20 protein-coding genes, 1 tRNA gene and 1 riboswitch are annotated in these 24,686 nt (G+C 55.3%); of the genes, 8 read left to right on the forward strand and 13 right to left on the reverse strand.

The window, feature by feature from the left end; genetic code table 11:
* Positions 1-4: 4 nt before the first annotated feature.
* The 4 genes from LKE65_RS07595 to LKE65_RS07610 all read right to left on the reverse strand — a co-directional run bounded on the left by LKE65_RS07595 (position 5) and on the right by LKE65_RS07610 (position 4,984).
* Positions 5-1,327, reverse strand: a complete 1,323-nt coding sequence (locus LKE65_RS07595) for a lipopolysaccharide biosynthesis protein (protein ID WP_278740887.1) — start codon at positions 1,325-1,327, stop codon at positions 5-7.
* Between the two features lie 123 nt (positions 1,328-1,450).
* A complete protein-coding gene (locus LKE65_RS07600; protein WP_278740888.1) occupies positions 1,451-2,578 on the reverse strand; it encodes a CDP-glycerol glycerophosphotransferase family protein in 1,128 nt (375 codons plus the stop codon).
* Between the two features lie 96 nt (positions 2,579-2,674).
* On the reverse strand, positions 2,675-3,775 hold the full coding sequence (locus tag LKE65_RS07605) for a glycosyltransferase (RefSeq protein WP_278740889.1): 1,101 nt from the start codon (positions 3,773-3,775) through the stop codon (positions 2,675-2,677).
* Positions 3,776-3,853: 78 nt separating this feature from the next.
* Positions 3,854-4,984: a CDP-glycerol glycerophosphotransferase family protein gene (locus LKE65_RS07610; RefSeq protein ID WP_095349331.1), complete on the reverse strand. Its 1,131-nt coding sequence runs from the start codon at positions 4,982-4,984 to the stop codon at positions 3,854-3,856.
* A 317-nt stretch (positions 4,985-5,301) separates the two neighbouring features.
* On the opposite strand from LKE65_RS07610, the gene LKE65_RS07615 reads away from it, so the two are divergent.
* The 5 genes from LKE65_RS07615 to LKE65_RS07635 all read left to right on the forward strand — a co-directional run bounded on the left by LKE65_RS07615 (position 5,302) and on the right by LKE65_RS07635 (position 11,874).
* Positions 5,302-5,451: a hypothetical protein gene (locus LKE65_RS07615; protein WP_278740890.1), complete on the forward strand. Its 150-nt coding sequence runs from the start codon at positions 5,302-5,304 to the stop codon at positions 5,449-5,451.
* A gap of 42 nt (positions 5,452-5,493) precedes the next feature.
* A tRNA-Ser gene (locus LKE65_RS07620) sits at positions 5,494-5,583 on the forward strand.
* Between the two features lie 356 nt (positions 5,584-5,939).
* Positions 5,940-9,131: an efflux RND transporter permease subunit gene (locus tag LKE65_RS07625; RefSeq protein WP_278740891.1), complete on the forward strand. Its 3,192-nt coding sequence runs from the start codon at positions 5,940-5,942 to the stop codon at positions 9,129-9,131.
* Positions 9,131-10,336 (forward strand): efflux RND transporter periplasmic adaptor subunit, encoded by a 1,206-nt coding sequence (locus LKE65_RS07630; protein ID WP_086645567.1) that lies wholly within the window; start codon positions 9,131-9,133, stop codon positions 10,334-10,336. The genes LKE65_RS07625 and LKE65_RS07630 overlap by 1 nt, the downstream gene beginning before the upstream one ends.
* Positions 10,333-11,874 carry an efflux transporter outer membrane subunit gene (locus LKE65_RS07635; protein ID WP_095350223.1) on the forward strand — a complete coding sequence of 514 codons (1,542 nt, stop codon included), beginning with the start codon at positions 10,333-10,335 and terminating at the stop codon, positions 11,872-11,874. The genes LKE65_RS07630 and LKE65_RS07635 overlap by 4 nt, the downstream gene beginning before the upstream one ends.
* A gap of 205 nt (positions 11,875-12,079) precedes the next feature.
* Here the strand turns inward: LKE65_RS07635 and LKE65_RS07640 are convergent, their stop codons facing one another.
* Positions 12,080-14,227 (reverse strand): heavy metal translocating P-type ATPase, encoded by a 2,148-nt coding sequence (locus LKE65_RS07640; protein WP_278740892.1) that lies wholly within the window; start codon positions 14,225-14,227, stop codon positions 12,080-12,082.
* Between the two features lie 75 nt (positions 14,228-14,302).
* Between LKE65_RS07640 and LKE65_RS07645 the strand changes: the two genes are divergently transcribed.
* Together LKE65_RS07645 and LKE65_RS07650 are read left to right on the forward strand one after the other, a co-directional pair.
* Positions 14,303-14,746, forward strand: a complete 444-nt coding sequence (locus LKE65_RS07645) for a MerR family transcriptional regulator (protein ID WP_278740893.1) — start codon at positions 14,303-14,305, stop codon at positions 14,744-14,746.
* Positions 14,747-15,010: 264 nt separating this feature from the next.
* Positions 15,011-15,886, forward strand: a complete 876-nt coding sequence (locus tag LKE65_RS07650) for an arginase family protein (RefSeq protein WP_253527961.1) — start codon at positions 15,011-15,013, stop codon at positions 15,884-15,886.
* 53 nt (positions 15,887-15,939) lie between these two features.
* Here the strand turns inward: LKE65_RS07650 and LKE65_RS07655 are convergent, their stop codons facing one another.
* Complete coding sequence (locus LKE65_RS07655) at positions 15,940-16,866, reverse strand: LysR family transcriptional regulator (RefSeq protein ID WP_278740894.1); 927 nt, start codon at positions 16,864-16,866, stop codon at positions 15,940-15,942.
* Positions 16,867-16,941: 75 nt separating this feature from the next.
* Positions 16,942-17,379, reverse strand: coding sequence for a hypothetical protein (locus tag LKE65_RS07660; protein WP_278740895.1), 438 nt, complete (start codon positions 17,377-17,379; stop codon positions 16,942-16,944).
* Positions 17,380-17,520: 141 nt separating this feature from the next.
* Between LKE65_RS07660 and LKE65_RS07665 the strand changes: the two genes are divergently transcribed.
* On the forward strand, positions 17,521-17,886 hold the full coding sequence (locus LKE65_RS07665; RefSeq protein WP_278740896.1) for a MarR family winged helix-turn-helix transcriptional regulator: 366 nt from the start codon (positions 17,521-17,523) through the stop codon (positions 17,884-17,886).
* Positions 17,887-17,994: 108 nt separating this feature from the next.
* Here LKE65_RS07665 and LKE65_RS07670 read toward each other — a convergent pair whose 3' ends face one another.
* The 6 genes from LKE65_RS07670 to LKE65_RS07695 form a co-directional block, all read right to left on the reverse strand.
* Positions 17,995-18,810 carry an SDR family NAD(P)-dependent oxidoreductase gene (locus tag LKE65_RS07670; RefSeq protein ID WP_278740897.1) on the reverse strand — a complete coding sequence of 272 codons (816 nt, stop codon included), beginning with the start codon at positions 18,808-18,810 and terminating at the stop codon, positions 17,995-17,997.
* 436 nt (positions 18,811-19,246) lie between these two features.
* Complete coding sequence (locus tag LKE65_RS07675; RefSeq protein WP_086645560.1) at positions 19,247-20,563, reverse strand: outer membrane beta-barrel protein; 1,317 nt, start codon at positions 20,561-20,563, stop codon at positions 19,247-19,249.
* Between the two features lie 214 nt (positions 20,564-20,777).
* Positions 20,778-21,329: a flavodoxin family protein gene (locus LKE65_RS07680; protein WP_086645559.1), complete on the reverse strand. Its 552-nt coding sequence runs from the start codon at positions 21,327-21,329 to the stop codon at positions 20,778-20,780.
* A 186-nt stretch (positions 21,330-21,515) separates the two neighbouring features.
* The gene (gene petA / locus LKE65_RS07685; protein WP_278740898.1) at positions 21,516-22,154 is read right to left on the reverse strand and encodes a ubiquinol-cytochrome c reductase iron-sulfur subunit; all 639 of its coding nucleotides are present in this window, start codon (positions 22,152-22,154) and stop codon (positions 21,516-21,518) included.
* Positions 22,155-22,177: 23 nt separating this feature from the next.
* A complete protein-coding gene (locus LKE65_RS07690) occupies positions 22,178-22,954 on the reverse strand; it encodes a cytochrome c1 (protein WP_278740899.1) in 777 nt (258 codons plus the stop codon).
* Positions 22,954-24,195 (reverse strand): cytochrome b, encoded by a 1,242-nt coding sequence (locus LKE65_RS07695; protein ID WP_086645556.1) that lies wholly within the window; start codon positions 24,193-24,195, stop codon positions 22,954-22,956. The genes LKE65_RS07690 and LKE65_RS07695 overlap by 1 nt, the downstream gene beginning before the upstream one ends.
* A gap of 303 nt (positions 24,196-24,498) precedes the next feature.
* Positions 24,499-24,646: riboswitch (FMN riboswitch) on the forward strand.
* The last annotated feature ends 40 nt before the right edge of the window (positions 24,647-24,686 follow it).

Raw genomic sequence — 24,686 nt, forward strand, 5'->3', positions numbered from 1 at the left:
GGGGTTACCCTCTGTGTCTCAAATCATTCTTGAAAAGCCATATCCCCACAAAGCGGGAGAGCAGAACCCCGGCGCTGGACAGTACGGTGGCAATGCAGGCACCGTAAAGTCCCATCTGGCTGGTAAAAATGTATAAAACCGGAAAATACAGTACCGTAATAACGGTGCGGTTAAGGGTTAAAAAGCGCACGCGGTTCATAACGGTCAATAACGGGTCTAGGGGTACAAGCAGCAGGTTGCAGGCAGTGGCAACCAGCATCATGGAAATATACAGGGATGAGTTTTCAATTGTTTCATGAAACATAAAGGAAAATATTTTCCCGCCGGAAAAAAAGGAAAGAACAATAAGCGCGGAAGACAGCAGCAATAGAGCTGAAAACATGATGAAGGTCAGCTTTTTTAAGCCGCGCCAGTTGTTCTGATCCCGCATTTTAATCAGCTCCGGGTAAAGCACCGGGGTCAGGAGTTGTGCTGGCGTGGCTATGCCATCGGCAATCTGCCGCGATACCCGGAAAATAGCCGCATCTGCCAGGCCAAGATGACCACCTATAATAAGCGTCGCAATCTGCCCCGAGACAGAGCCTAGTGTCTGGTTCAGGGTCACATTGCGTGTGAAATCCCACATTCCCGGCAGCTTCCATTTGCGATTGTGGAAGGCATGCGCGTAGATTTTAAAAATATTCATTTTAATGGAGGAAAGTGCGAAGCACACGGAGCCAGCATAATCAATAACCCGCGTAAGCCCCCAGATCAGCAGGAAGTAACCCAGAGTATAGTGGAGCTTGTAGCCAACAAATGTTGCGGATGTCTGAAATGTTGAGCACAGGAAATCTATGATCGGGGCAACGTGGAATTTGCCAGACAGGCGCAATATGCCATTGGACCACCCGGTGTACATAAACGGACTGCAAAAAGCATAAAGCAGGGCTAGCGTTATAATATGCTGGGGCCAGCTGGCGAGGGTGCCATAAATCAGAACCAGCACAATGCCCAGACTTAGGGCAATTGCAGCGGATAGCGTGTCCAGACGTATGGAAAACCCGATAACCTGCTTGATAAGGGGGATGTCCTTGCGGGCGAATGCCTCGCTCCCAAAGTGGATGAGCGTCTGCCATGATTGCATGCGTGAAACCATGGAGGCGGCGGAAGCAAGGGAATGAATGAGAATGAGCAGGCCAAAGTCCGCCAGCCCCAGAGTGCGCACGGCAAGGGAAATGTAGATAAAACTGCAAAGCGCATTGCCAATGCGTCCTGCGGTCAAAAAACCTACATTGCGGAATATGCTGTTAAAGAGTGATTTATCGCTGGCCATGAGGGTGTCGAACACAAACTTGCGGATTTGTCCATGACCTGAACCCCCGATGTCTGGGAATGATCCCGGCCATGCATTGTATGGACAATAAAAGCCATTATTCCGCCAGCCTTTAATGTTCCCACAGGCAGAGTGTGCTCAGGTCGGGGCCAGATAATGCATGATGGCCTCGGCCCCACGTTGCGAAGCACCAAGCAGGGGGGCGCAGAAGGCGTCCTGGAAAAACTTTTCCTGCGCAGGGCGGTACAGGGCGTGGCGCTTTGCCGCATTGGCTATGGTGGGCATGAGGTCGTGCAGGTTTTCTACGACGTCGCCCAAGGTCCAGTATACAAAGTGCGGGTCATTCTTCCATGCGATTTTGTTGGGGTTTAAAAAAACGCAGGGGCGGGGAATGGCAAGGAACTCGTAAATCTGGCTGCTGACATCCCCAATATAAAGGGCAGCCTGAGACGTGTATGTCATGTGCAGCATTGCAGGTGAGCCGGTATCAACCAGAATACCCGGCCCTTCCTGCCGTTTTAAGGCGCGCGCCTTAAACCCGAACCCCTTGTGAAACATTTTGATATGGGGGGCCACCACCAGATTATACCCCTCGGGTTTGTCCAGTTGTGCCCGAAATCCCTTGATAAGCGGCATCATCCATCTGGAGGCAGATGTCAGGGATCGCTGGCAATGGGGGTTGTAAAGGGCAAAAGGGTGGCCGTTGGCAAAATGAATGGGCTTTTCGTGGCGCATGGCGGCAAAAACATCGAACTTCGGATAGCCGATAATTTTGCTGGCATGGTTTTGCAGCAGCCCATGGCTTTTGAAAAAAGTTTCTTCCTTAGGGCCGGACAGTAAGGTCAGGTCAAACTGGTCTATCAGGTTCTGGTCTTTTACGTAACGCCCTGCGGCCCCATGCATGAGTAGAATGAGCTTTGGTTTATTCAGCCCCATCTGCTTTAAAATGCCGGCTGAATACTCTGTTGCAATGACCGCATCATACGTATTCAGCTCGTCAACATTTTCTTTCAGAACAAGGGTACGTTCCTGATCAAGGCGTCTGGCGCGCTTGAGTGCCTTTGCCCTCCATGATTTGGGAAAGGGCTTAAGGGGCAGGTCTGGTAAATCGAGCGAACGCCTGATGCGTTGCAGATGTAATGGTGTGTCGGGGAAGCTGTAATACTCAGTTACCTGATTGCCCGGCATTGCCGCCAGCGCGCTCGCCACGGTTGCCGTGTGGTAGCACTGGTATGGCTCGGCAATGTAGATAAAGGCAATTTTCACGACTAGTCTTTCTGGTCAGATTTACAGAGTGCTGAAATTTCAGGTTCTAAAATTGACAGGGTTTTATGGCATAAGAATGCAATCTTCAGGGCAGGATCAGGCCATTGTGGTTTTTATGTTATGGGCCACAATCTGCTCAACGCGGGCCAGAATGTCCCGGCCGATCCGGTCAAAATGCTGCGCGCCAAAACGGGCCAGTACTGTAGCGCGGGCATGTTGGCCCATATCCGCCAGATGCTGGGGCTGTTTGAGCAGGTCTTCCAGCGCACTGGCAAGGGCTGCACTATCCTGCGGTGGCACAATGCGGCCGGTTTGCGGGGTAATGGAAGACGGGATTTCCCCCGCGTTGGAAGCAACAACCGGCAGGGATGCCAGCATGGCCTCATGCGCGGCCAGGCAGAAACCTTCCCACAGGGAAGGTTGGACATAAAGGTGCAGCCGGGACAGAAAAACCGATGGGTCTTTAATATGGCCCAGGATCTGTATGGGGAGCCGGCCTTTGGCAATCAGTGCCTCAAGGTGGGGGCGTTCTTCCCCTTCACCACCGATCAGGACTTCAAAAGGGGGGAGGTCAGGGCGGTTTTGCAGCAGGGCAATGGCTGCGCACAGCGTGTCATACCCCTTGACCGGGTGCAGCCGCCCTAGCGTGCCAATGCGTACAGGCGTGCCCGGCTGCCAGGGGGTTGCGGTAGGAACATCGGGGTCCGCCCTGAAGATGGGCCATTCCACAAGCCTGTCGGGTGTAACACCCAGCGTGCGGCGTGTTTGTTCTGCCACACAGGAGGAATCGGCCACCCACAGGGCGCTTCTGTTTTTAAAGCGGCGTAACAGGGCTGCGTTCAGGGGTTTGAGGCGGGCGGAATGCTGCCAGCTTACAACGGGAATATGTTGCCATTGTCCAACCATCTGCCCCAGTAATGTGGCCCGGCTGAGCGATGTCCAGATAACATCGGGTTTATAGGCGCGCATTTGCTTGTGCAGCCAGCGCAGGGCAGGGAGGTGGTCCTTGCGTGTGCCGGGGCGGATATGGAGTGTAAGCCCAGCATTTTCCAGCGGTTCAATCGCCAGACCGTTGCGCCGGGTCAGGGCAAAAACCTCAACATGGTGCCCTGCGTCCCGCATGACCTTTGTAATGGCCGGAACGGGTAGCGCCGCGCCACCGCTTTCCACGGAGTTTATAATATATGCGATTTTCATCGGCGCGATTTTTGCACGGATCATACCAATAGGCGAGGGACAAGCACGCTGGGCATGCTTGCAGGAGCAGGGAGGGACTTAGACCTTTTTTTGCAAAAAGCGCATAATGGCATCCGCCGCTCCGGGGGATGTCGGGCTTTTGTCCTGATGTTCAAAGGTTTCAGCAACATAAGCGCGCTGCCTGCCTTCAAACTCATCCTGACGGGTAAAGGCAACGGAAAGTGCGTGGCCCAGCTCATCGGGGGTGTCGATGACCTGCCCCAGTGTCCAGAACCGGTAGTCCTTGTTGTTCTGCCAGTGCGCGTGATGCGCATTGAGGAAAATGCACGGTCTGGGCCGGATCAGGAACTCGGCAACCTGACTGCTGACATCCCCCAGATAAAGGTCCGCCGCCATGGTGTAGGTCATGTCTATGCTGCGGGTACTGCCGGTATCGATCAGGATATTGGGGTATTTGGCAAAGCGCTTGACCAGTGCTTCAGCCTGTTTTTTGTGGCCGTTGAACAGGCGGTAATGCGGTGCGCAGATCAGGTTATAATGATCCTGATTGGCAAAGTAGTTCAGGATTGCCTCGCCAAACTGGTACCATGATGTCAGCCCGCGTGAAAAATGCGGGTTGTACAACACAACGGGTTTGTCGTTATCAAATAGTCTGGCCTGCTGCTTGTGCAGACGCTCCACGATGTCGAACTTGGCATAGGTGCCCATGTGGTATTCGCCGGGGGTTATAAGGCCCCGTTCAAGCAGCCTCTGTTCCACTTTTTTGCCCGAAAGAAGCACAAAGTCGAACTGCTTGATGTCATCAGCAAATCCGATGGCCCGGTCGCCTGCACCGTGGCGGGTCCAGATGTACAGGGGTTTGGTCACGCCCATGCGCTTGAGGTAGAGCGATGTCCGCTCCGGCACCACAATGGCCTGAAACTGATTGAAGTAATGGCGGCTGAAAAACAGGGAAGCCAGCCGCTCGAGCGGACCATGGCCATTACGCTCGACCAGCCTGCCAAGCCATGCGGGAATGGGGAGCAGGTCGTAGATGACCTTTGCCGCCGGGTAGAGCCGGCCGAGCGAGCGGGCGTAATCCAGATGGTTCTGGGTTGGACAGGCCACATGCACTTCCGCATTGGGGTGGCGGGCTGCCATTTCAAAGGCGATGGGGAGCGAGTGGAGCGTCTGGTGCGGCTGGGCAATCAGCAGGAAAACCACTTTCAGCGTTTTAAGGGCGCTTTGTGGCGGTGTCTGTAGTGCCGACACGCCATGAGGACCGCGCCCCAGACTCTGAAGGTGTTTCTGCTGGTCTGTCATATCGAAAAAAAATGGCTGCACAGGCACATAGGTCAAGCTACGGCTCTTTCCTCTTGGGAAGCGGGCACCATAACCCGGCTACCACAAATACACCTCAATTCTATTCAGCGTTTGGTAAGGACATGTATAGTGCACGCTGACTTGCACCAGATAGCGCACAGCGTCAAGACGCAAACACATGCGGTAAGGGTCTGAACATACACATAAACCCTCACTTAATATGGATGTTTGACACATATCTTGACCAGCCTGCGCGCAGGGTATGCCTGAGCAGCCATAATATGGCCAATGGCGGCGGGGATGCGCGCGCGGTTGGTTCGGCCATAAGCCTTGGGGATATGGTGCAGGAAGCCAGTACATGTTCCTGCGGATAGCACTTGCGTATTTGTGCCAGCGCACCTATAACGCATCCCCACGGAGAGGTGCCAGAGCGGTCGAATGGGGCGGTCTCGAAAACCGTTGTGCGAGCAATCGTACCTAGGGTTCGAATCCCTATCTCTCCGCCATTCCTTATTCTTATAAAAATATACTGGGTATCAAACAGCCTGTTCCTTTTGGCTGTTGAGTTGGCACCCGTTCAGGCATGAGCCGCTATTGGTGCAGCGTACTGGATGCCTGTGCCATCACCCTCCTATAGGGGCTGCGCTCTGCCTGGTATGTTGTGGTTTTCTGTGTTCATAGAACAGGAAAACATATGAATATATCATGTATATTCCGGAAATAATTTTTATTCCCGCTTAAGGCGGTGCGTACATATTAATTTTGTTTTTATATCAATAAAATTTTTTCTAACAGATTTTTGAATAAAAAATTCCTAGCTTCAGGCCAATCCCAACCACAATCCATCGAGAACTGGGAACGCATGAATGCTATCGTCATAACCGCATTGAAACGGCCCTATACTTTTGTGGTCCTTTCTCTGCTCATTCTCGCATTTGGCGTCATGTCCGTACTGCGTGCGCCAACCGACGTGTTTCCCAACATCAAGCTGCCTGTTGTGTCTGTTGTGTGGACATATGGCGGCATGCTGCCAGAGGAGTTTGCCGGACGCATAACCTATAATTACGAACTGGCCGTGACCTCCACCGTGGAGGGCATAGAACACATGGAGAGCAGTTCGTATTACGGTCGCAGTATCGTCAATATCTACTTCCAGCCCGGAACGGATATTGGTGAGGCGGAAGCCGAAGTTACGGCTATTTCCCAGACTGTTATCAAACAGCTGCCAGACAATATTCCCGCCCCTATGGTCATGCGGCTGGATGCGTCCTCAGTGCCGGTTCTGGCCTTGCAGGTCACATCGGACAAGCAGACCCCCTCAGACCTGTTCAAGATCGCAATGACGCGCATCCGCCCCATTCTTGTTACCGTGCCGGGCTCGGTTCTGCCGCAGGCGTACGGGGGGATGGACAGCTTTATTATGGTTGCGCTCAACCAGACGCAGCTTCAGGCGCACCATCTTTCCGCCATGGACGTGCAGAACGCCCTGCGTAAGCAGAACATTGTTCTGCCCGCCGGGGATCAGAAAATAGACCGCACGGACTGGATGGTTCAGACCAACGCCACCCCGCGCTCCATGCAGGAACTGGGGGATATTCCCGTCAAGCGCGTGGGCAATTCGGTCATTTATGTGCATGACGTTGCCAACGTGTACCGTGGCGGCCACCCGCAGACCAACCTTGTGCTTGTAAAAGGCAAACAGGGTGTTGAGGTCATTGTCATGAAAAGTGGTGATGCTTCAACGCTGGATGTCGTTTCCAGAACCAAGGAACTGTTGCCGCGTATCCAGCAGCTTGTGCCGCCGGATGTGCATATTTCGGTCCTGAGTGATGCATCGGTTTTTGTGAAGGACGCCATCCGTGACGTCGTGCGCGAAATGCTGACAGCCGCAGTGCTGACTGGCCTGGTTGTGCTGCTGTTCCTTGGTTCGTGGCGCTCCACCATTATTATCGCCACGTCCATTCCCCTGTGCATTCTGGCCGCCATTATCTGCCTGCTATGGGCTGGTCAGACCATTAACGTGATGACACTGGGTGGCCTTGCTCTGGCTGTGGGTATTCTGGTGGACGATGCGACCGTCATGATCGAGAATATCGATACCCATCTGGAAATGGGCAAGGATCTGGAAACAGCGATTATCGATGCTGCCAACCAGATCGTTATTCCCACGCTGGTTGCCACCTTGTGCATCTGCATTGTGTGGACCCCGCTGTTCCGCCTGAGTGGTGTTGCAGGGTGGCTGTTCATGCCCATGGCCGAGGCCATTGTTTTTGCCATGCTGGCATCGTTCATCCTGTCGCGCACACTGGTGCCGACCATGGCCAAATATCTGCTGGCAGGGCAGGTGCATTCCGGTTTGCATGGGGATGAACATGAAGCCTTGCCCAAAGGTGTTTTTGGCCGGTTCCAGAACAGGTTTGAACATGCTTTCCATGCCTTCAAGCTCCGCTACGGGCGGGTGCTGGAACGTGTGGTAACCCGGCGTCACAGGTTTGTGGCTGTGTTTTTGGGTGTGTCTGTTCTCTCCCTCGCCCTGTTTGCGGTGGTGGGGCAGGACTTCTTCCCCGAGGTTAAATCCGGTGCGTTGCAGATGCACATGCGCGTGCCCCTTGGTACCCGGATTGAAACCACAGGGCGCATAGCCAGTCTGGTGGATGACCGTATCGAGCAGCTTCTGCCCGGTCAGGTGGAAGGGGTGATCAACAACTGCGGTCTGCCGGAAGGTCCGCATAATCAGGCGTTTATTCCAACACCCACAATTGGCACGCAGGATTGCGATCTGAGCATCACGCTCAAGAACGAGCTTTCCCCCGTATGGGATGAGCGCGCTCTGCTGCGGCGTGAGCTTTCGGCCAGTTTTCCCGGCACGGTCTTTACATTCCAGCCTGCGGACCTGACGGAAAAAATCCTTAACTTTGGCTCCCCCGCCCCGGTTGATATTCAGGTATCAGGCCCGAATATCCGGGATAACTACCGCTATGCCCGCCTGCTGGTGAACCGCCTGCGGCACATACCCGGCGCGGTGGATACGACAATCCAGCAGACCATGGCCACGCCAACGCTGTTTGTGCAGGGGAACCGCACATTTGGTCAGGCCACGGGCATGACCGAAGGGGATATTGCCAGTAACGAACTCATGACTCTCTCGGGTAGTCAGACAGTCGACCCACAATACTGGCTTGACCCCAAAACCGGCATTACCTTCCCGCTCAATGTCTATGTCTCCCAGGACCAGCTTACACATTACAACAACCTGCTGACCATTCCGGTGGATAAGGGGGACAACGACCCCGAAGGCAAGGATATGCAGCTGCTGGGTAGCATCAGCACCATCACGCCCATCGGTACGCCGGGGCAGGTGTCTCATTATAACTCTATGCCTGATATAGATATTTACGTTTCCACCGAGTTTACCGACCTTGGTTCTGTTCTCAGCCGGGTCAAGCAGGAAATCGCTGCAACACAAAGCGATCTGCCACGCGGTGTGGCGGTGGACATCCGCGGGCAGGCCACCACCATGTATAGCGCTTATGTGGAGCTTATTGCCGGTCTCGTTGTGTCGGTCCTGCTGATTTATATGCTGATTGTGATCAACTTCCAGTCCTGGATTGATCCTTTCATTATCATCTCGGCATTGCCGGGGGCTCTGGCGGGTATTGCGTGGAGCCTGTTCCTGACCCATACGCGCCTTTCCGTGCCTGCGCTAACAGGTGCGATCATGTGCATGGGAACAGCCACGGCCAATTCCATTCTGGTCGTGTCCTTCGCCAAGGAGCGCTTTGCCATGCATCGCAGTGCCGCGACCGCAGCAATTGAAGCCGGTATTGGCCGTATCCGCCCGGTTATTATGACAGCTTCGGCCATGATCATCGGCATGGTGCCAATGGCCATCAGTAATTCCCAGAATGCGCCACTCGGTAAGGCGGTTATTGGCGGGCTGGTGGTGGCTACGGTTTCCACCCTGCTTTTTGTCCCCTGTGTTTATGCAATTTTCCACCATCGTCCGGCCCGGCCATCCAGCACGGATGCCGCTAACCAGCAGGAGACTGTCTGATGTTTGTTGCTAGCAAAGGCAGAATTGTCATTATTTTCTTCGCGGCTGTCATGATGGCGGATATTGCGTATCTGCTGGTCCAGCGCGCCCATAATACCGTGCGCATCCAGCAGGATGCCGCCTATGACCGGGTGCCCGATGTTGCGCTGGTCAAGCCCACACCCGCACCACCAACAGTGACCATGTCCTTACCGGGTACAATCAGCGCATGGTACGAAGCGCCCATGTATGCGCAGGTCTCTGGCTATGTAAAAATGTGGTACCGCGATTACGGCGCAGTCGTTAAAAAGGGTGATCTGCTGGCCGAAATCAATACGCCCCGGCTGGATGCGGAATACGCACAGGCGCAGGCGGACCTGAAGGTAGCGCAGACCAAATACGGCCTTGCTGCCATAACCGCCACCCGCTGGCGGTCCATGGGCCAGTCGCAGGCTGTATCTGGCCAGTCTGTTTCCGTGCAGAACGCCAATGAACAGTCCGCCAAGGCAGAGCTGGAAGCAGCCGAACACAAGGTGGCCCAGTATCAGGCCATGATCCACTTCAAGAGCATTGAAGCACCGTTTGATGGCGTGGTCATCGCGCGTAACATCAACGTGGGGGATTATGTGGGGGCCGGGAGCGGCAGCATGAATGCAAACGGCACAGCCAGCGAGCTGTTTACCGTGGCGGACACCCATGCCATGCGCCTGTTTGTATCCGTGCCGGAAACATTTTCCTCCATCCTCCAGCCCGGACTGGTGGCAAAGGTGTCCGTTCCACAGTTCCCCAATGCCGTGTTCGAAGCAAAGTTCCTGACGATTGCTAAAGGTTTTGACCCCAACACCCGTACGGTCATTACGGAGTTTTCCATCGACAATGCGGAACAAAAACTATGGCCGGGCAGTTTTGCTTCCGTCACCCTGACCGCTCCGGCCCGCAAGGGGGTTTATACCATTCCCACTGGCGCACTGGTGTTTCAGGAACACGGTATGCAGGTTGCCACGGTCAATGCGCAGCAGATTACGCATTACCAGAACATAACCGTGGGTCGCATGTCGGATGCCTATACGGAGGTCAGTGCAGGTCTTGCCCCCGATGATCGGATTATCAACAACCCGCCCGCCGATCTGATGGAAGGGGGCAAGGTCAGGCCCGTGGAGCCGGAGCAGGGCTACCTCAGCACACCCAACGCAACGGCGGAAACAAAGGGGGATGATGACGAATGAAACATATATCTGCATATTTTCGTCCTCTGCCTGTGCGTACTCTGGCGGCGCGGGCGGGCCTGCTGCTCTCCCTGAGTGCGCTGAGTGCGTGCGATCTGGCCCCCCGTTATGCGCCGCCACATTATGTTGTGCCGGCCTCCTGGCACGGGCAGGGGCCTTTTAAGGATGCGGCCCCCAGCACCGTGGCGCTGAAACCAGACTGGTGGACCCTGTTTGATGATACCGTGCTCAACGGGCTTGAGCAGGAAGCACTGGCCAACAATGCTGACCTTCAGGCTGCTGCGGAGCGTTTTTCGCAATCCCGCGCTATTGTCATGGAAGCGCGCTCCGACCTTTTGCCGCATTTTGGCATGGCGTTTGGCTCAAGCGACAATAAAAGCTCGGCAGACAGGCTGTTCCGCTACAAAGGCCCGATTACTGCAACGGATGAGTTCTATTCCGGCCTTGCAAGCTGGGAGCCGGATATCTGGTCTGGTATTCGTAACCGGGTCAGGGTGCAGAAATACTATGCGCAGGAACAGGCGGCAGACTATGCCGCCGCACGGCTCAGTTTGCAGGCGGAACTGGCAACGGATTATTTTGCCCTGCGGGGGCTGGATGCCCAGCACGCCATTTATACCCAGTCCATTGCCTATTATCAGCAGGCGTTACACGTTACCCAGACACGGCTGGATAACCAGAATGCCACCGGCATTGATGTCGCCCGCGCGCAGAACCAGCTTTACATGACACAGGCCCGCCTGCTGGACGTGCAGGCCCAACGGGACGTGCTGGAACACGGTATTGCCGTGCTGGTCAATGAGCAGCCATCCACCTTTCATATCCAGCCGGTGGATGATCTGAGCAATGCAGAACCTAATGTTCCTGCGGGTCTGCCGTCTGATCTGCTGGAACGCAGGCCCGATATTGCCGCGTCGGAAAGGCGTATGGCACAGGCAAACCGGGCTATTGGTATTGCCCGTGCGGCGTTTTATCCACATGTGTTTTTTAGCGCCAATGGCGGGTTTGATTCCAATGGCTTCAACCTGGCTAATCTGGCCAACAGCATGTGGTCTTATGGGGCGTCTGTTTCCATGCCTCTGTTTGAGGGCGGGTTGCGCCGTGCCCAGTTGCAGCATTCCTGGTCCGTCTACCGCGAAACGCTGGATCATTACCGCATGACCGTGCTCTCCGCCTTTGCGGATGTAGAGAACGGGTTTTCCATGACCAACCGACTGCGGGCAGAAACCGAGCGTTTGGGGCAGGCGGTAGGGACGGCGGAAAAAGCCCAGACCCTGACCATGACTTTGTATAAAGGTGGTGCTGACAATTACCTTGATGCGTTGATTGCTCAGGTCAACACACTGGATGCACGGATTGACCGGGTGCAGGTGCAGGCCCGCGCGTTGCAAAGCACAGTCGGGCTGATCCGTGCTCTGGGTGGGGGCTGGCGGCAGAAAGACCTCCCTACGCCAGATGCCACGATGACATTTGGTGTCATGCAGTATTCAGGCCTGCAAACACCATCGGATACGCTTCAGCAGCTTAATAAATACTAAGGACTTTTCTTTCTGGGACTTATAAGGATTTGTCATAAGTTTTTGAAACCATGGCCATGCAGCTGTTTATGTGGCGTCTGGTCATAAAAGCGCATGATGGGGACACGCGCAGGCATGAGAGTATAGGTGGGTGATCCTTGCTCTCATGCTTATTCTGCCGCTGTCTTTTGTTGCCAGAGCATCAAAGGGCAGGGGGCAGGCTCTCTTAACTTTTTTGGGCAAGCCCTGCGGGTTTTGTGCGTAAAAGCCGCAGGGCGTTCAGGGTTACAAGAACAGTGGCGCCGGTATCCGCCATAATGGCAAGCCATAGGCCTGTCATGCCAATAATGGTTGTTACCAGAAAAACCCCCTTCAACCCGAGTGCGATGGATACATTCTGCCGGATATTGCCCATGGTGGAGCGGGCAAGGCGAATAAGGGCCGGAATGTCTGTAATACAGTTGCGCAGTATGGCAGCGTCTGCGGTTTCCAGCGCGACATCTGTTCCCGATCCTATGGCAACACCAACGGTTGCCTGTTTAAGGGCAGGGGCATCGTTAATGCCGTCCCCCACCATCATAACCGGGCCACGTGCTGCCAGTTCGCGGATGGTCTGCTGTTTTTGCTCCGGTAGCAGTTCGGCTTCGTAATCCACATGCAGCAGGGCTGCAATGGCTGCGGCTGTGCGTTGGTTATCCCCTGTCAGGATAAGGGGTGTAACCCCAAGGCTGCGGAGCTGCTGTATTGTTTCCTGCGCATCCTGCCTTGGTTCATCCCGCAATCCGATCAGTGCCAGAGCCGTGCTAGTGTAAAGGACAACAACCGTTTTGCCCTCACTTTCCGTGGCAGTGGCCTGTGCTGCGGCGGTGCTGGACAACGCGCCATCCTGCATTGCATGCCGGGGGCTGGCGATTGTTATGATCTGCCCATCAAACACGGCAGACACACCCTTGCCCGGAATAGCGCGGCTATCCTGTACAGGTGGCAGCGCCATGCCTGCCGCCTTGCGTACAATGGCCTGAGCCAGCGGGTGGTTGGAGGCTTTTTCCACTGCTGCGGCAAGAGCAAGAACTTCGGCCGTGGAGTGCTGATCCAGGCAGAGAATATCCGTTACCTCGGGCTGCCCCATGGTCAGGGTGCCTGTTTTATCCAGTGCAACCGTTTTGATCGCCGCCGTGGCTTCAATAACGGCACCACCCTTCATAAGCAGGCCATGCCGTGCCCCAGCGCATAGAGCCGATGCAATGGCAGCAGGGACCGAGATAACCAGAGCACACGGGCACCCAATAAGCAGCAGAGACAGGCCACGATAGACCCAGACCGACCACGCCTGCCCAAAAAACAGGGGCGGGATAGCCACAACCAGCGCGGACAAACCCACAATGGAGGGCATGTACCAACGGCTGAAGCGGTCAATGAACCGCTGTGTTGGTGCGCGTGAATCTTCCGCCTGCTCAACCAGCCGGATAATCCGGGCAATGGTATTGTCTGCTGCTGCACGCGTTACCTGTACCCGCAGGGCTGTTTCGTTATTAATTGCCCCTGCAAATACCGGGTCGCCCGGCCCACGCGTTACGGGCATGCTCTCACCCGTTACGGGGCTTTCATCCACACCGCCGGTGCCTGAAATAATTTTGCCATCGGCAGGAATACGGTCCCCCGGCCGCACAATAACAACATCGCCGGGCACAAGTTCTGCTGCTGCGACGTCTTCCATCATGTCGTTTTTTTCGCGCAGGGCCGTTTTGGGTACCAGCGTGCTTAACGCCCGAATGCCATCGCGCGCATGGCTTACGGCAACGCCTTCAAGCAGTTCGCCCACGGCAAACAGGAAGACAACCAGAGCCGCTTCCTGCGCCGCACCAATAAACAGCGCACCAGTTGCGGCAATGGTCATCAGTGCTTCAATGGAAAAAGGCTGCCCTGCACGGATGGCGGCAAAAGCCCGTAAGGCAATGGGTATAAGGCCCGCAAGGCACGCCACAATAAAAGGCCAGTTCCCGGAAGCTGGCAGCAGAAGTGCCAGCCCCCATGCTACCACAAGCAAGGTTGCGGTGAGCAGAACCAGATGCCCTTTTCCTGTTCGGTACCAAGGGGCATCGGTTTGTGTGGTGTGCTCGTCAGCCCCAGTGTGCGGGTTAGGTGCGCTGCCTGCCTGTGCAATGGCTTCAATACCGTAGCCAAGGCTTTTTACCCGGTTTTCAATATCTGCCGGGGGAGTGGCATGCGCCGTTGCCGTAACCCTGAGTTTTCGGGACATGACAGATATTTCAACTGCTTCAATGCCGGGTAGCTGGGCTACGGCTCCTTTTATTTTTGCAGCGCAGGATGGGCAGTCCATCCCTGTTACGAGCCATTCATGTGTATCCGGCATTTTATCCTCCTGTGCCAACGCGAGAGAATGAGATAGCTACATCCTCTAGTGACTAGAGGTTCAAGGGGATTCTGCATGTTGAGTATCGGAAAACTGTCTGGGCTGACTGGTGTAAAAGTGCCAACCATCCGGTACTACGAGCAGATCGGGCTGCTCCCCAAGCCGGAACGGAATGAAGGCGGGCAGAGGATTTACGATAATACCAGCCGTGAACGCCTGAACTTTATCCGCCATGCGCGCGAGCTGGGTTTTCCGCTGGACGATATTCGGGAATTGCTGGCCTTGTCGGATGACCCCGACCAGAGCTGTGAGGCCATTGATGCCATTGCAAAGCGCCAGTTGGCGGAGGTGGAACACCGCCTTGTAAGGCTGAATGCCCTGCATAGAGAACTTGAGCGTATGGTCGCGCAATGCACCTGTGGCACAGTGCAGACATGCCGGGTTATTCAGGTTCTGGGGGATCACGGCCTATGCGCGGCTGATCATCAGAAAATCATGTCTCATGATATTGACCAGTAATGTCGCAAATGACTGGTTGCTTGGAGTGCCCTGCCAAACTTCATTTTACGGTATAAGTATCAGGCGTGACTATGGCCTGATTTATCAGGATTATTGTGAATAAAACTCAGCAATATAGTTCTATGAAATGCATATTATTCATGAAAAAATACTCAGGACTGAGAGCGCTAGGCCGTAACACAGGCCGGGCCGGCATGATGATCTGATCAAACCTGCCAAGTCTAATACAGGCGCTCTCGTGCTGATCGTTTTGGGAGAGAGTGCGTGTCAAAACCGGACAAGAACACACTGCGTCTTATTTTTCCGCAATGGCAGGGTGGGGATAACCCACCATATTATCTGGGGTCCCGATTGCTGGCATGGCTGGCCCCCCCATCCCACGGACCGGTTGAGGAAGTACCTGTTGATGCCCCGACAGATACCCCATTGCCGCTGGAAAACGACATGCGCGGGCGCAGCGTTCTTGTAAAACAGATCAAGGCGGCACAGGCAATTATTGCGCGCCATCAGCCCCGCTCCATTGCTGTGCTGGGTGGGGACTGTCTGGTATCCCTTGCTCCGTTTGCCTGGCTGGCAGAACAATACGGGGATAAGCTGGGTGTTCTGTGGATTGATACACACCCGGACGTGCAGACCCCCGAACAGTATAAAAACGCACATGCGCATGTGCTGGGTGCCCTTATGGGCCATGGTGACCCTGACCTGACCAATGCGGTCAAGCAGCCCATAGCGGCCAAAAATGTCATGATCGCGGGTATTCATGACCCACTGCCGTATGAGACCCGGTTTATTGCCGAGCACGGCATTCGCACATGCTCACCCCAGCAGGTGCGGGAGGGTGCACAACCCGTTATGCAATGGCTCAACGATAGCGGTATTGAAGTTCTGGCCATTCATCTGGACCTGGATGTGCTGGACCCTCACAATTTCCGCTCCCTGCTGTTTGCAAAGCCCGGCCGTGGCAAACACGATTTTGGTGATGTGGCGGAAGGAAAGCTCAATATTCCAGATGTGTTGAAACTGGTCGGGGAGGTCATGACCGAAAAGCAGGTGGTGGGCATGACAATTGCCGAGCATATGCCGTGGGATGCGCTGAATTTACAGCAGATGATGCAACAGCTCCCCCTGCTAGGGGCGTAAGCGGCTGTGTATATGCAAGGGTATGCGGGGTTTACGCATGCCCTTGCGTGGCATCATGCCAGTTTCATTTCTTCGATAAAAAGAGCCAGCGGCATGGAATACTGGTTATGCCGTGGGTAAAAAAGATGGAACCCCATATGGGTGGGGCAGATTTTTTCTAGCGCAGGAACAAGCTCGCCTGATGCAATATGGCTTTCCACCACAACCCTTGGCAGGTACGCAAGCCCTATGCCATCCAGGCAGGCATCCCGCGCAGAAAACACATTATTGCAAATAAACTGCCCGCTTGGCTGGAATTTAACGTCTTTTCCATTCTGCCGGAAAAGCCATTTATAAAGCTTTCCGTAGGTTGGTAGCCTAACACCAATACAATTGTGCTCAGTCAGGTTATTGGGCTTTTTGGGAGCCGGATGTTCCCTGAAGTAGCTGGGGGCTCCAATAACTACAAACTCAATGGCGGGGGAAACAGGGACGGACATCATACCCTGTGCAACCATCTCGCCCAGTCTGATCCCTGCATCAAAGGATTCATCAACAATATCGACAAGTTTCATGTCGGTTGAAACTTCTATGGAAATATCAGGGTATTTTTTAAGAAAGTTGGCTAGTTTTGGGCGTAGAAAATACGTCAGAGCTTCATCTGTCGCGGTAATTCTCAGCTCACCTCTCGGTGCGCTACGAAACTCATCCAGACTGGCAATTTTATTTTCAATTTCGTCAAATAACGGCTGAATGTTGCTCAGCAGGTATTCCCCTGCACTTGTGGGAACAACCCGCCGGGTTGTTCTGGTCAGCAGTGTAACTCCCAGCCTTTCTTCCAGCAGCCGCATGGTATGGCTTAGGGCCGAGGGCGTTACGCCGCGCCGTGCAGCAGCACGTGTAAAGCTTCTTTCCTGAGCAACCGCAAGAAAGGAAAGGAGTTCATTAAAATTCTCACGGGACATTCTAAAACCCTGACACTTGCGGTTGTCTTTTAACATACAACATATTTTTGCAGCGCATCAGGGTTTGGCCATGCAAAATGTTCTGTGCGGCAGAATGCTGTTTTTACAGGTTCAGGCACGCGCCATTCGCACTCCGTCACGAAAGTTGATGCCAAGGAGTGCAAGGTTTACGGATCCTGCCAGAAGTTCGAGTAATTGCACACCATAAAACAGTCCGTCGAATGTTTGTGCAGATGCGCGCAAGGCGAGGAAAAACGCGCAGGGAACCAGCACACAAAGACCATTGGCCCCAATGACCCGCATGCGCCTGAATTTGGCCAGTGCTAGCCCGCGCGGTGCCCCGCCTGCCATCTGGTAGCCAGAAAAACCAGTGAGTGCGAGGCAGGGAACCAGCACCAGCAGCCCCCACAGAATGGCACGTTTGGTGATGATAATGGTTTGTGGGTTACCATGGAGTTCTGCAACAAGGGTGCTGCCCATAAAAGTGGCTATGCACAGAATGGCCAATCCCCCCGCCAGAGGGTGGATATGGCGGAGAACCGTCTGCATGCTATCGTCCTTGCATGAATGAAGCTGAGAGATCAAATATAGCTAGCCATGAATATAGATAGCAAGCCACATAAATGGCAGCCCCGGGAACAGTCCCTTGGTTATATGATCAATTGGGCCGCACGGCTTTTTGCGCGGGAGATGGATGATGCTCTGCGGCCGTTCGGGCTTATGTCGGGGCAGTTGCCGGTATTTTTTGCTCTGGCGGATGGCAAACCACTGGCACAACGCGACCTGGCACAGCTTGCCGCAGTAGAGCAGTCCACCATGGCCAAAACCCTCGCCCGTATGGAACGGGATGGGCTGATCCAACGCACACCAGACCCGAAGGACCGGCGCAGTGCGTTTATATCGTTATCGCCTTTGGCGGAGGAAAGACTGCCCGATATTGCGGCGGCCGTTGCGGCAATCAATGCCAGAAGTCACGCGGCTCTGGTGGGGGAAGACAGCGCACATCTGCTGGAACTGCTACGCCGCGTGATTAATGGGTTAACAGATGCCGCATGAGTCATGCGGGCAAGGGTAAAAGCAGCCCGCCCGGCGTTGATGCCTTAATTTTTTGTGGTGTGTTGGTTCTGCCCCCGCGCTGCATGCGTAAAAGGCGGGGGATCTGACTTAAGTGGTCTTGTCGCTTTTTCTGTAGTGTGCACGGCGGGATTTGGCCCATGCTGTCATCAATGGCAGGCAAAGACGCAGGAAGCCGGGCGACCAGAGGAAAAGACTGCAAAATAGCCTGTCAAAGCTGGACGGAAAGTTCTCAACATGTTTGCGCACATGGGAGGAAAGAATCCACGCTGCAATGGCTTCTGGCTCCTGTGGGGCAGACATGAAGTTGAGGACCGACCCGCCACGTTCCATTTCCGTCGCCAGCATGGACGTATTGACGCTGCCGGGGAATACGGAGGACACCCGGATATGGCGTGGCTTGAGCTCCTGCTCCAGTGCCAGAGCAAAACCGCGCAGGCCAAATTTGGAGGCCGTATAGGCGCTGCTGCCCGCCAGAGGAAAAATGCCCGCCATGGAGTTGGCGTAAATAATGTGGGAGTCTTTTGCCATTATTGGCAGAATGGCATTAGTCAGCAGCATAACGCCGAGCAGATTGGTCTGGATCTGCTCAATAACCGGAGCATGCTCCAAGGTCGCCACGGACTGTGGAGAAATAACGCCAGCACAGAATATAAAGAGATCAACGCTGGCACTGGTCTGCCCGATTGTGCGGGCAGTTTCATTGATGGAGTGTGAATCGGTCAGGTCGCATGCCAGCATGCAGTCAACATAAGCTGTATCGGCTGCCGGAGCGTTCTGGCGTGACAGGCCAATGACCCGGTACCCACGCTGGCGCAACTGAAGGCACAAAGCACGCCCAATGCCGCCGGATGCACCGCTGACGACAGCTACTTTCTGAGGAGTTTCCTTGTTTTTTCTAAACAAAACAATTGCCTATCTCAACAATTCCCAATCCGACTTACATGCGGCAGGCCATGATGATGCCGCCAGCAATTGTGTTTTTCGTCTAACATACCTTATCTGCCTTGTCTTGCATGATCGCACGTCGCGCTAATCCAACATAGATTAGAATAACGCATGATTTATGCCCTCATAAGCGTGACAAAGTTAAGGCTAAAGGGCTTTTATCTTCAATACTGCAAAGCGTTCTGGCGCAAAGCGGAAATTATTTTTTAATTCTTTAATATTTAATCGCCATTGCGGCGGATGTCATAGCCCACATCTGGGCAGGGCTTGGAGGCATGACGAGTGCCAAAGGCGGAAGGCAGCCCCCGTGTTGGGGGAGGAAGGTGTGAGTAATTACTATAAGAGCACGCGCCCCCGTGGTGGAGGGCGCGCGTAACTGTGTAATCTGTATGGCTTAAAAGCCGATCACTGCGTCACCACCAAAGGTGAACATGCCGTTGTTGCGGCCTCCGTTAAAGGGTGAGGTGCTGTTGAGCGCGCGGTCAAACCGGATTTCAGGACGTAGCTGGAAAACGCGGATATGGTGGCCCAGATCAGGGCGATAGGCAACGTTAAGCGACAGGTCGCCGTAGGTGGTGCCATGCCCGCTTGCGCCGGTCATGGTGGTGTAGGAGCGCCCTGCAATGGCATTCATGTAAGAGTTGTTGCCGGTAAAGGTTGCCACCATCGAGTTGTTGTTGTCGCGGTAGATTTCGCCACGATAGTTGAAGGTGAAGTCCTTGTTGATCTTGTAGCTGAGGAAGCTGACAAAGCTTTCGGCATCCGTGCCGGCAAACTGCCCGCGCGCACCAATACCGCGTATGCCCTCGTCATGCAGGTAGTTGAATTCGGCTGTCAGGCTTAGCTTGTCGTTAACCTGATAGGTCGCGTTAATATCGTTCCAGAAGCGCTGTGCGTGGTCTGCCTCGTAATGCCCGACACTCTGCCAGACATTCTCCGGCCCTACGCGGCTGAGTTCCACAATACGGAGTTTACCACCCAGCAGGTTGTTCAGGTTAAAGCCAAAATACCCGGCGGGACGGCTGTTGTTGTCCGATGCGCCAAAGGTGGTCTGGTTACCTGTATCAATCCCGAATGTTACGTCCAGAATAGGCGTAACATGCCAGTTGAACATGGCGCCCACATGCTGGAACGGCACGGAATATTCAGATGTATAGGCCAGCGTGTAGAATGCGCGGGAGGCGGGGTCCAGCCCCTCCACACCCATGGGGGCCTGTAGAATACCGGCCTGCATGTCCAGCCCGCCAGAGGTCAGCCAGGGCAGGTGTACATCCACATGGGCCTGTGCGGGAATAAGCTGGTAGCGGGCCTTCCATTCCTGATCGGAGATGCCGACCAGATGGTAGTAACGGGCATCCGAGCCATAAAGACCTTCCAGCGTAAAGCCGACCTGATAGGTGTTTTTGCTGGGGTCGATGGCTTTGGAGAGGGTAAACTCCGCCTGATTCAACTGGACCTGATTGGCATGGTCGGCCAGAAAGTCGCCAAAGTTGTAACCGGGGTTGGGGCGGGCCGGGTTGGCCATGATGCCGCCTTCAATCTGACCGATCAGGGTAACGTCCGACAGCCAGTGTGACAGGTCGGAACTACCACTGGAAAAAGCTGAAAAAGGGTGAACCTGCGCCTTTGCCGATTTAAGGGGAACGGCTGCCAGAACCGATGCGACACTTAGGGCAACGGCAAGACCTGTTTTTTTTCCGGACAGATTCATTACTCAGATTCCCGCACTTTAAGTATTATATTTATATGTGCTGCTAAGGTGATTGACTACTCCGATAGGTAACATTCCGGTTTCATAATGAAACTGGAAAAACGACAAGCGGGTATCACTCTTCCGTGATACCCGCTGACCATGCGGCTGTTTTATTTATCTTTTTTAAGAATAGACTGCCTGCGCACAACTTTGTGCCGCATGAATGGGTTTTTCATGCAAATTGTTCTGTAATTTCGGCAATGCGCGCACCAAATGCTGCGGCTGTGTCCAGCCCACCTTGGGGGATTTCGTCCACGCTGGCATCAGACGGGCTTTGGACGAGCAGGCCAGTGGAACCGCCCAGAGCGTTCAGGTCCGTGTTTTTGGCGGCTTTGGTGTTGGAAGGCAGCATGCCAAGGCTGATCCATATGCCGCCGTGCTGGCCTGCAAGGGTTTGCAGCCATGCCAGTGTCAGCCCTTTGTCCCCCACAGGGCTTGCGCTGTTGGTAAAGCCCGCAAACAGCTTGTTCTGCCAGCCGCGCATGAACCAGATTTTGGATGTGGCATCGGCGAATTTTTTAAACTGCCAGCTTGCGTTGCCCATATAGGTCGGTGCGCCAAAGACAATGGTTTTGGCTTCGGCTAGCTTGTCCCATGCGCTTTCGGGCAGCTCCCCATTGTCATCAATGGCAATCAGTTCGGCCTTGGCGCCGCGCGCAAGGTATTCGGCCACTTTGCGGGTGTGGCCATAACCTGAGTGATAAACAACAACAATTCCCGACATATCAGCAACTCCCTGTGGGTTGGGCCGGGCTGGAGCAGACCGGCTTTGAGCAAGCCGAGCATGGCGTAGTCCGCTATGGCTGATAAGTTGCTTTTGGGCAAAAGCATCTCACACTACGGGTGTGAGGCTTGCCGGGGGTATAGCCCGGTAAAAAACCCGCCAGACACAGGCTGGCGGGGGAGAAGGTCAGATCTGTTCTATGGTGGAAAAGTCGAAACTTTCCCCCTTGGGGTTTTCCCCCAGCCTGATCACGGTGGCAGAAGGCATGACATAAGGTGGCACGGGCAGGTTGTAAGGAGCGGGAGCACCTTTTTGCACCCGCCCTGCCAGATCAAACTTGGAGCCATGGCAGGGGCAGCCGTACCCGCCAGATGCCTCCGGCCCGGACCCCTGTGGAGGAGTGTAGGCAGGTACGCAGCCCAGATGCGTGCAGATGCCCACATAAACCCCATATTCGGGCACAATGGAGCGGTGCCAGTTGCGGGCATAACCGGGCTGCTGGTTGGCCGTGGAGTTGGCATCCTTGAGCAGCGCGCTCAATTCCGCATTCTGCAGGCTTGCCAGTTCTTCGGGTGTGCGGCGGATAATAAAGATGGGCTTGCCCTGCCACACAGCCACTATCTGCTGGCCGGGGGCCAGATGGGCAATATCCACATCAACCGGCAGGTGTGCGGCGGCGCTGTCCTGTGGTTGCAGGCTTTCCACAAACGGAATGGCGCAGGCCGCAATGCCTGTGACCGTGCCAGCCGTGGTGACCATGCCCAGAAAGTCACGGCGACCGGGGGTCTGTTCGGGAGCTGGGGTGGTGTCAGTCTCGCGTGTCATGGTTCTTGCGTGCTTTCTGTTCTTCACTGCGTTTTCAGGCGTTTCCAGATTTTGCGCTTCCATGCAATGGCCAGCACAAGCAGCACGGCCAGATAGGCCATAACGGCCTTGCCAATGCTGTGGCGGTCATTGCGGTGCGGATCGGATGCCCAGACCAGAAAAGTGGTTATATCGCGGGCCTGCTGTTCCACCGTGGCAGGGGTGCCATCGGGGTACTGGATCATGCCGTTCATGAGCGGAGGGGGCATGCCAATCATGTGGCCTGCGGCCCAGTCATTATAAAACTTGCCGGGGACCATGGGCGCATCGGCTGGCGGGGGCATGCGGTAGCCGGTCAGGAACGCGTACAGCCAGTCCGGCCCGCCCGGATGGGTCATGGCAAGGCGGGACTGATCAGGCGGGGCTACGCCGCCCATCATGGCCGCAGCCGCCGCATCGCTGGGGAAGGGGGAGTTCAGGTGGTCATCGGGCAGCCCCGGGCGCGTGGTGGGCTGGCCCATGGCGTCCGGTGTGCCGGGCTGCGGTTTGGCTTTTGCGGTTTCTTCAATCTGCTGGCGGGTCAGGCCAATGCCTGCCAGGTCGTTATAGGTCAGGTTGCGCATGCCGTGGCATGTGGAGCAGACGCGCTGGAATACCAGAAAGCCACGTTGCAGGCTGTGCTGGTCATACTGGCCCAATGGCCCTTCAAAGCTCCATGCCTGATGGGGGGGGGCTTTGTCTGGTTCGTGTGCCAGTGCAACACCAGACAGGCCGAGCGCCAGCAGCAGGCCAGCGGCAGGACGGGAAAAAGAACCCTGCATTACTGATCTCCTTCCGCAGCGGCTATGGAGGTGGGGAGGGGGCGTGTTTTTTCCTTGCGTGAGGCAAGGGGGAGCAGCACCACAAAGTAGCTGAAGTAATAAATACCCGCCAGACGCGCCACAATCAGCCAGCCGCCCTGTGCATGGTGCTTGCCTGCAACCGCCAGCAGAATAAATGCGGCTACCAGCCCGAACAGGCCAATGCGGCAGAGCGGGCGGAAGCGCATGGAGCGCACGGGGGAGCGGTCCAGCCATGGCAGGGCAAACAGGATCAGCAGCGATGCAGCGGAAGCCAGCAGGCCGCCAAATTTGGAGGGCACGGACTGGAGCAGGCCGTAAAATGGCAGAAAATACCATTCCGGCTCAATATCAGCCGGTGTGTGCATGGGGTCGGCGGGGGTGTAGTTGTCCGCCTCGATCAGCAGATTGGGCCAGAAGAACATGAGCGCGGCAAACACCATGGCGAACACAATAAGCCCAACCAGATCCTTGCTGATATAGTAGGGGTAGAACGGTACGGTGTCGCGCGGGGTGCGCGGTTCAATGCCCAGCGGGTTGTTGGAACCATTGACGTGCACAATGGTCACATGCAGCCCCACAACCCCAACGACCAGAAAAGCAAGCAGGAAGTGCAGCACAAAAAAGCGGTGCACAAAAACATCGCCCAGATGGTCGCCCCCGGCCATAATATGTTCAAGGCTGGGACCAATGCCCGGTACGGCACCCACGGCCTTGGTAATCACGTCCGCACCCCAGTAGGACATCTGGCCCCACGGTAGCATGTAACCGGCAAAGGCCGTGGCCATGACCATAACCAGCAGCACAAGCCCGCTCAGCCACAGCAGTTCACGCGGGGCTTTGTAGGAGCCGTAATACAGCCCACGGAAAAGATGCACATAGAGTGCGGCCAAAAACAGGTTGGCCCCGGTCATATGCATGGCCCGCAGCAGCCACCCGCCGGCAAGCTGGCGGTCTATTGCCTCGACCGACAAAAAAGCCCCCGCATTGGTCGGGGTGTAGTTCATGGCCAGAAAAATGCCGGTAGCCAGCATAAGCAGCAGAACAACGGTCAGGATGGCCCCAAAATTCCACAGCCCGTTCAGGTTACGGGGCAGGCGGAAGTCTATGTATTCTGCCCGGAAGGCAGAAATAACAGGCAGGCGCGCTTCTACCCATCCGGCAAGGCCGGTCATGGCTGCGGGAGGGGGCGTGGTCTGGGGTGCCGGGTCTGGCTGGGTCATGGCTGGTCCATGGGGGTTAAAAAAACTCCAATATACAGTGCATATGCACCCGCAGGGCAGGCACTACAGAGTGCGTAAGCGTGCACCAACTGCTCCCGCAGGTTGCAAAAAGCGGCCCGGCTGGTCCGTGTCCGGGGCCAAGGCTGCCTGTCCTCTCTCATAACAGTAACGGAATGTTAGGCAAGGGGGGCGGCTTTTGGGGCCGCTCCGGAGCAAACATTAAGCAGATGTGAAAAGTTTTATCCTTGCAACACACGGGGGTTGGGGCCATCATATTAACAGAGCGCCCGTTTTGTGCGGGTGTGACGTTCTCAGGGCAGGGTGTAATTCCCTACCGGCGGTAAAGGGGTGGTGTGCTACCCCAAGCCCGCGAGCGCCTGCTTCGGCAGGGTCAGCAGATCCGGTGTAACTCCGGAGCCGACGGTCATAGTCCGGATGAAAGAGAACGAGAAAGAGAGACTCGTTTTTTGTCCGTTAAGCCGGAGTCCGGC

Source organism: Acetobacter fabarum (genome assembly GCF_022483405.1).
GTDB lineage: Bacteria > Pseudomonadota > Alphaproteobacteria > Acetobacterales > Acetobacteraceae > Acetobacter > Acetobacter fabarum.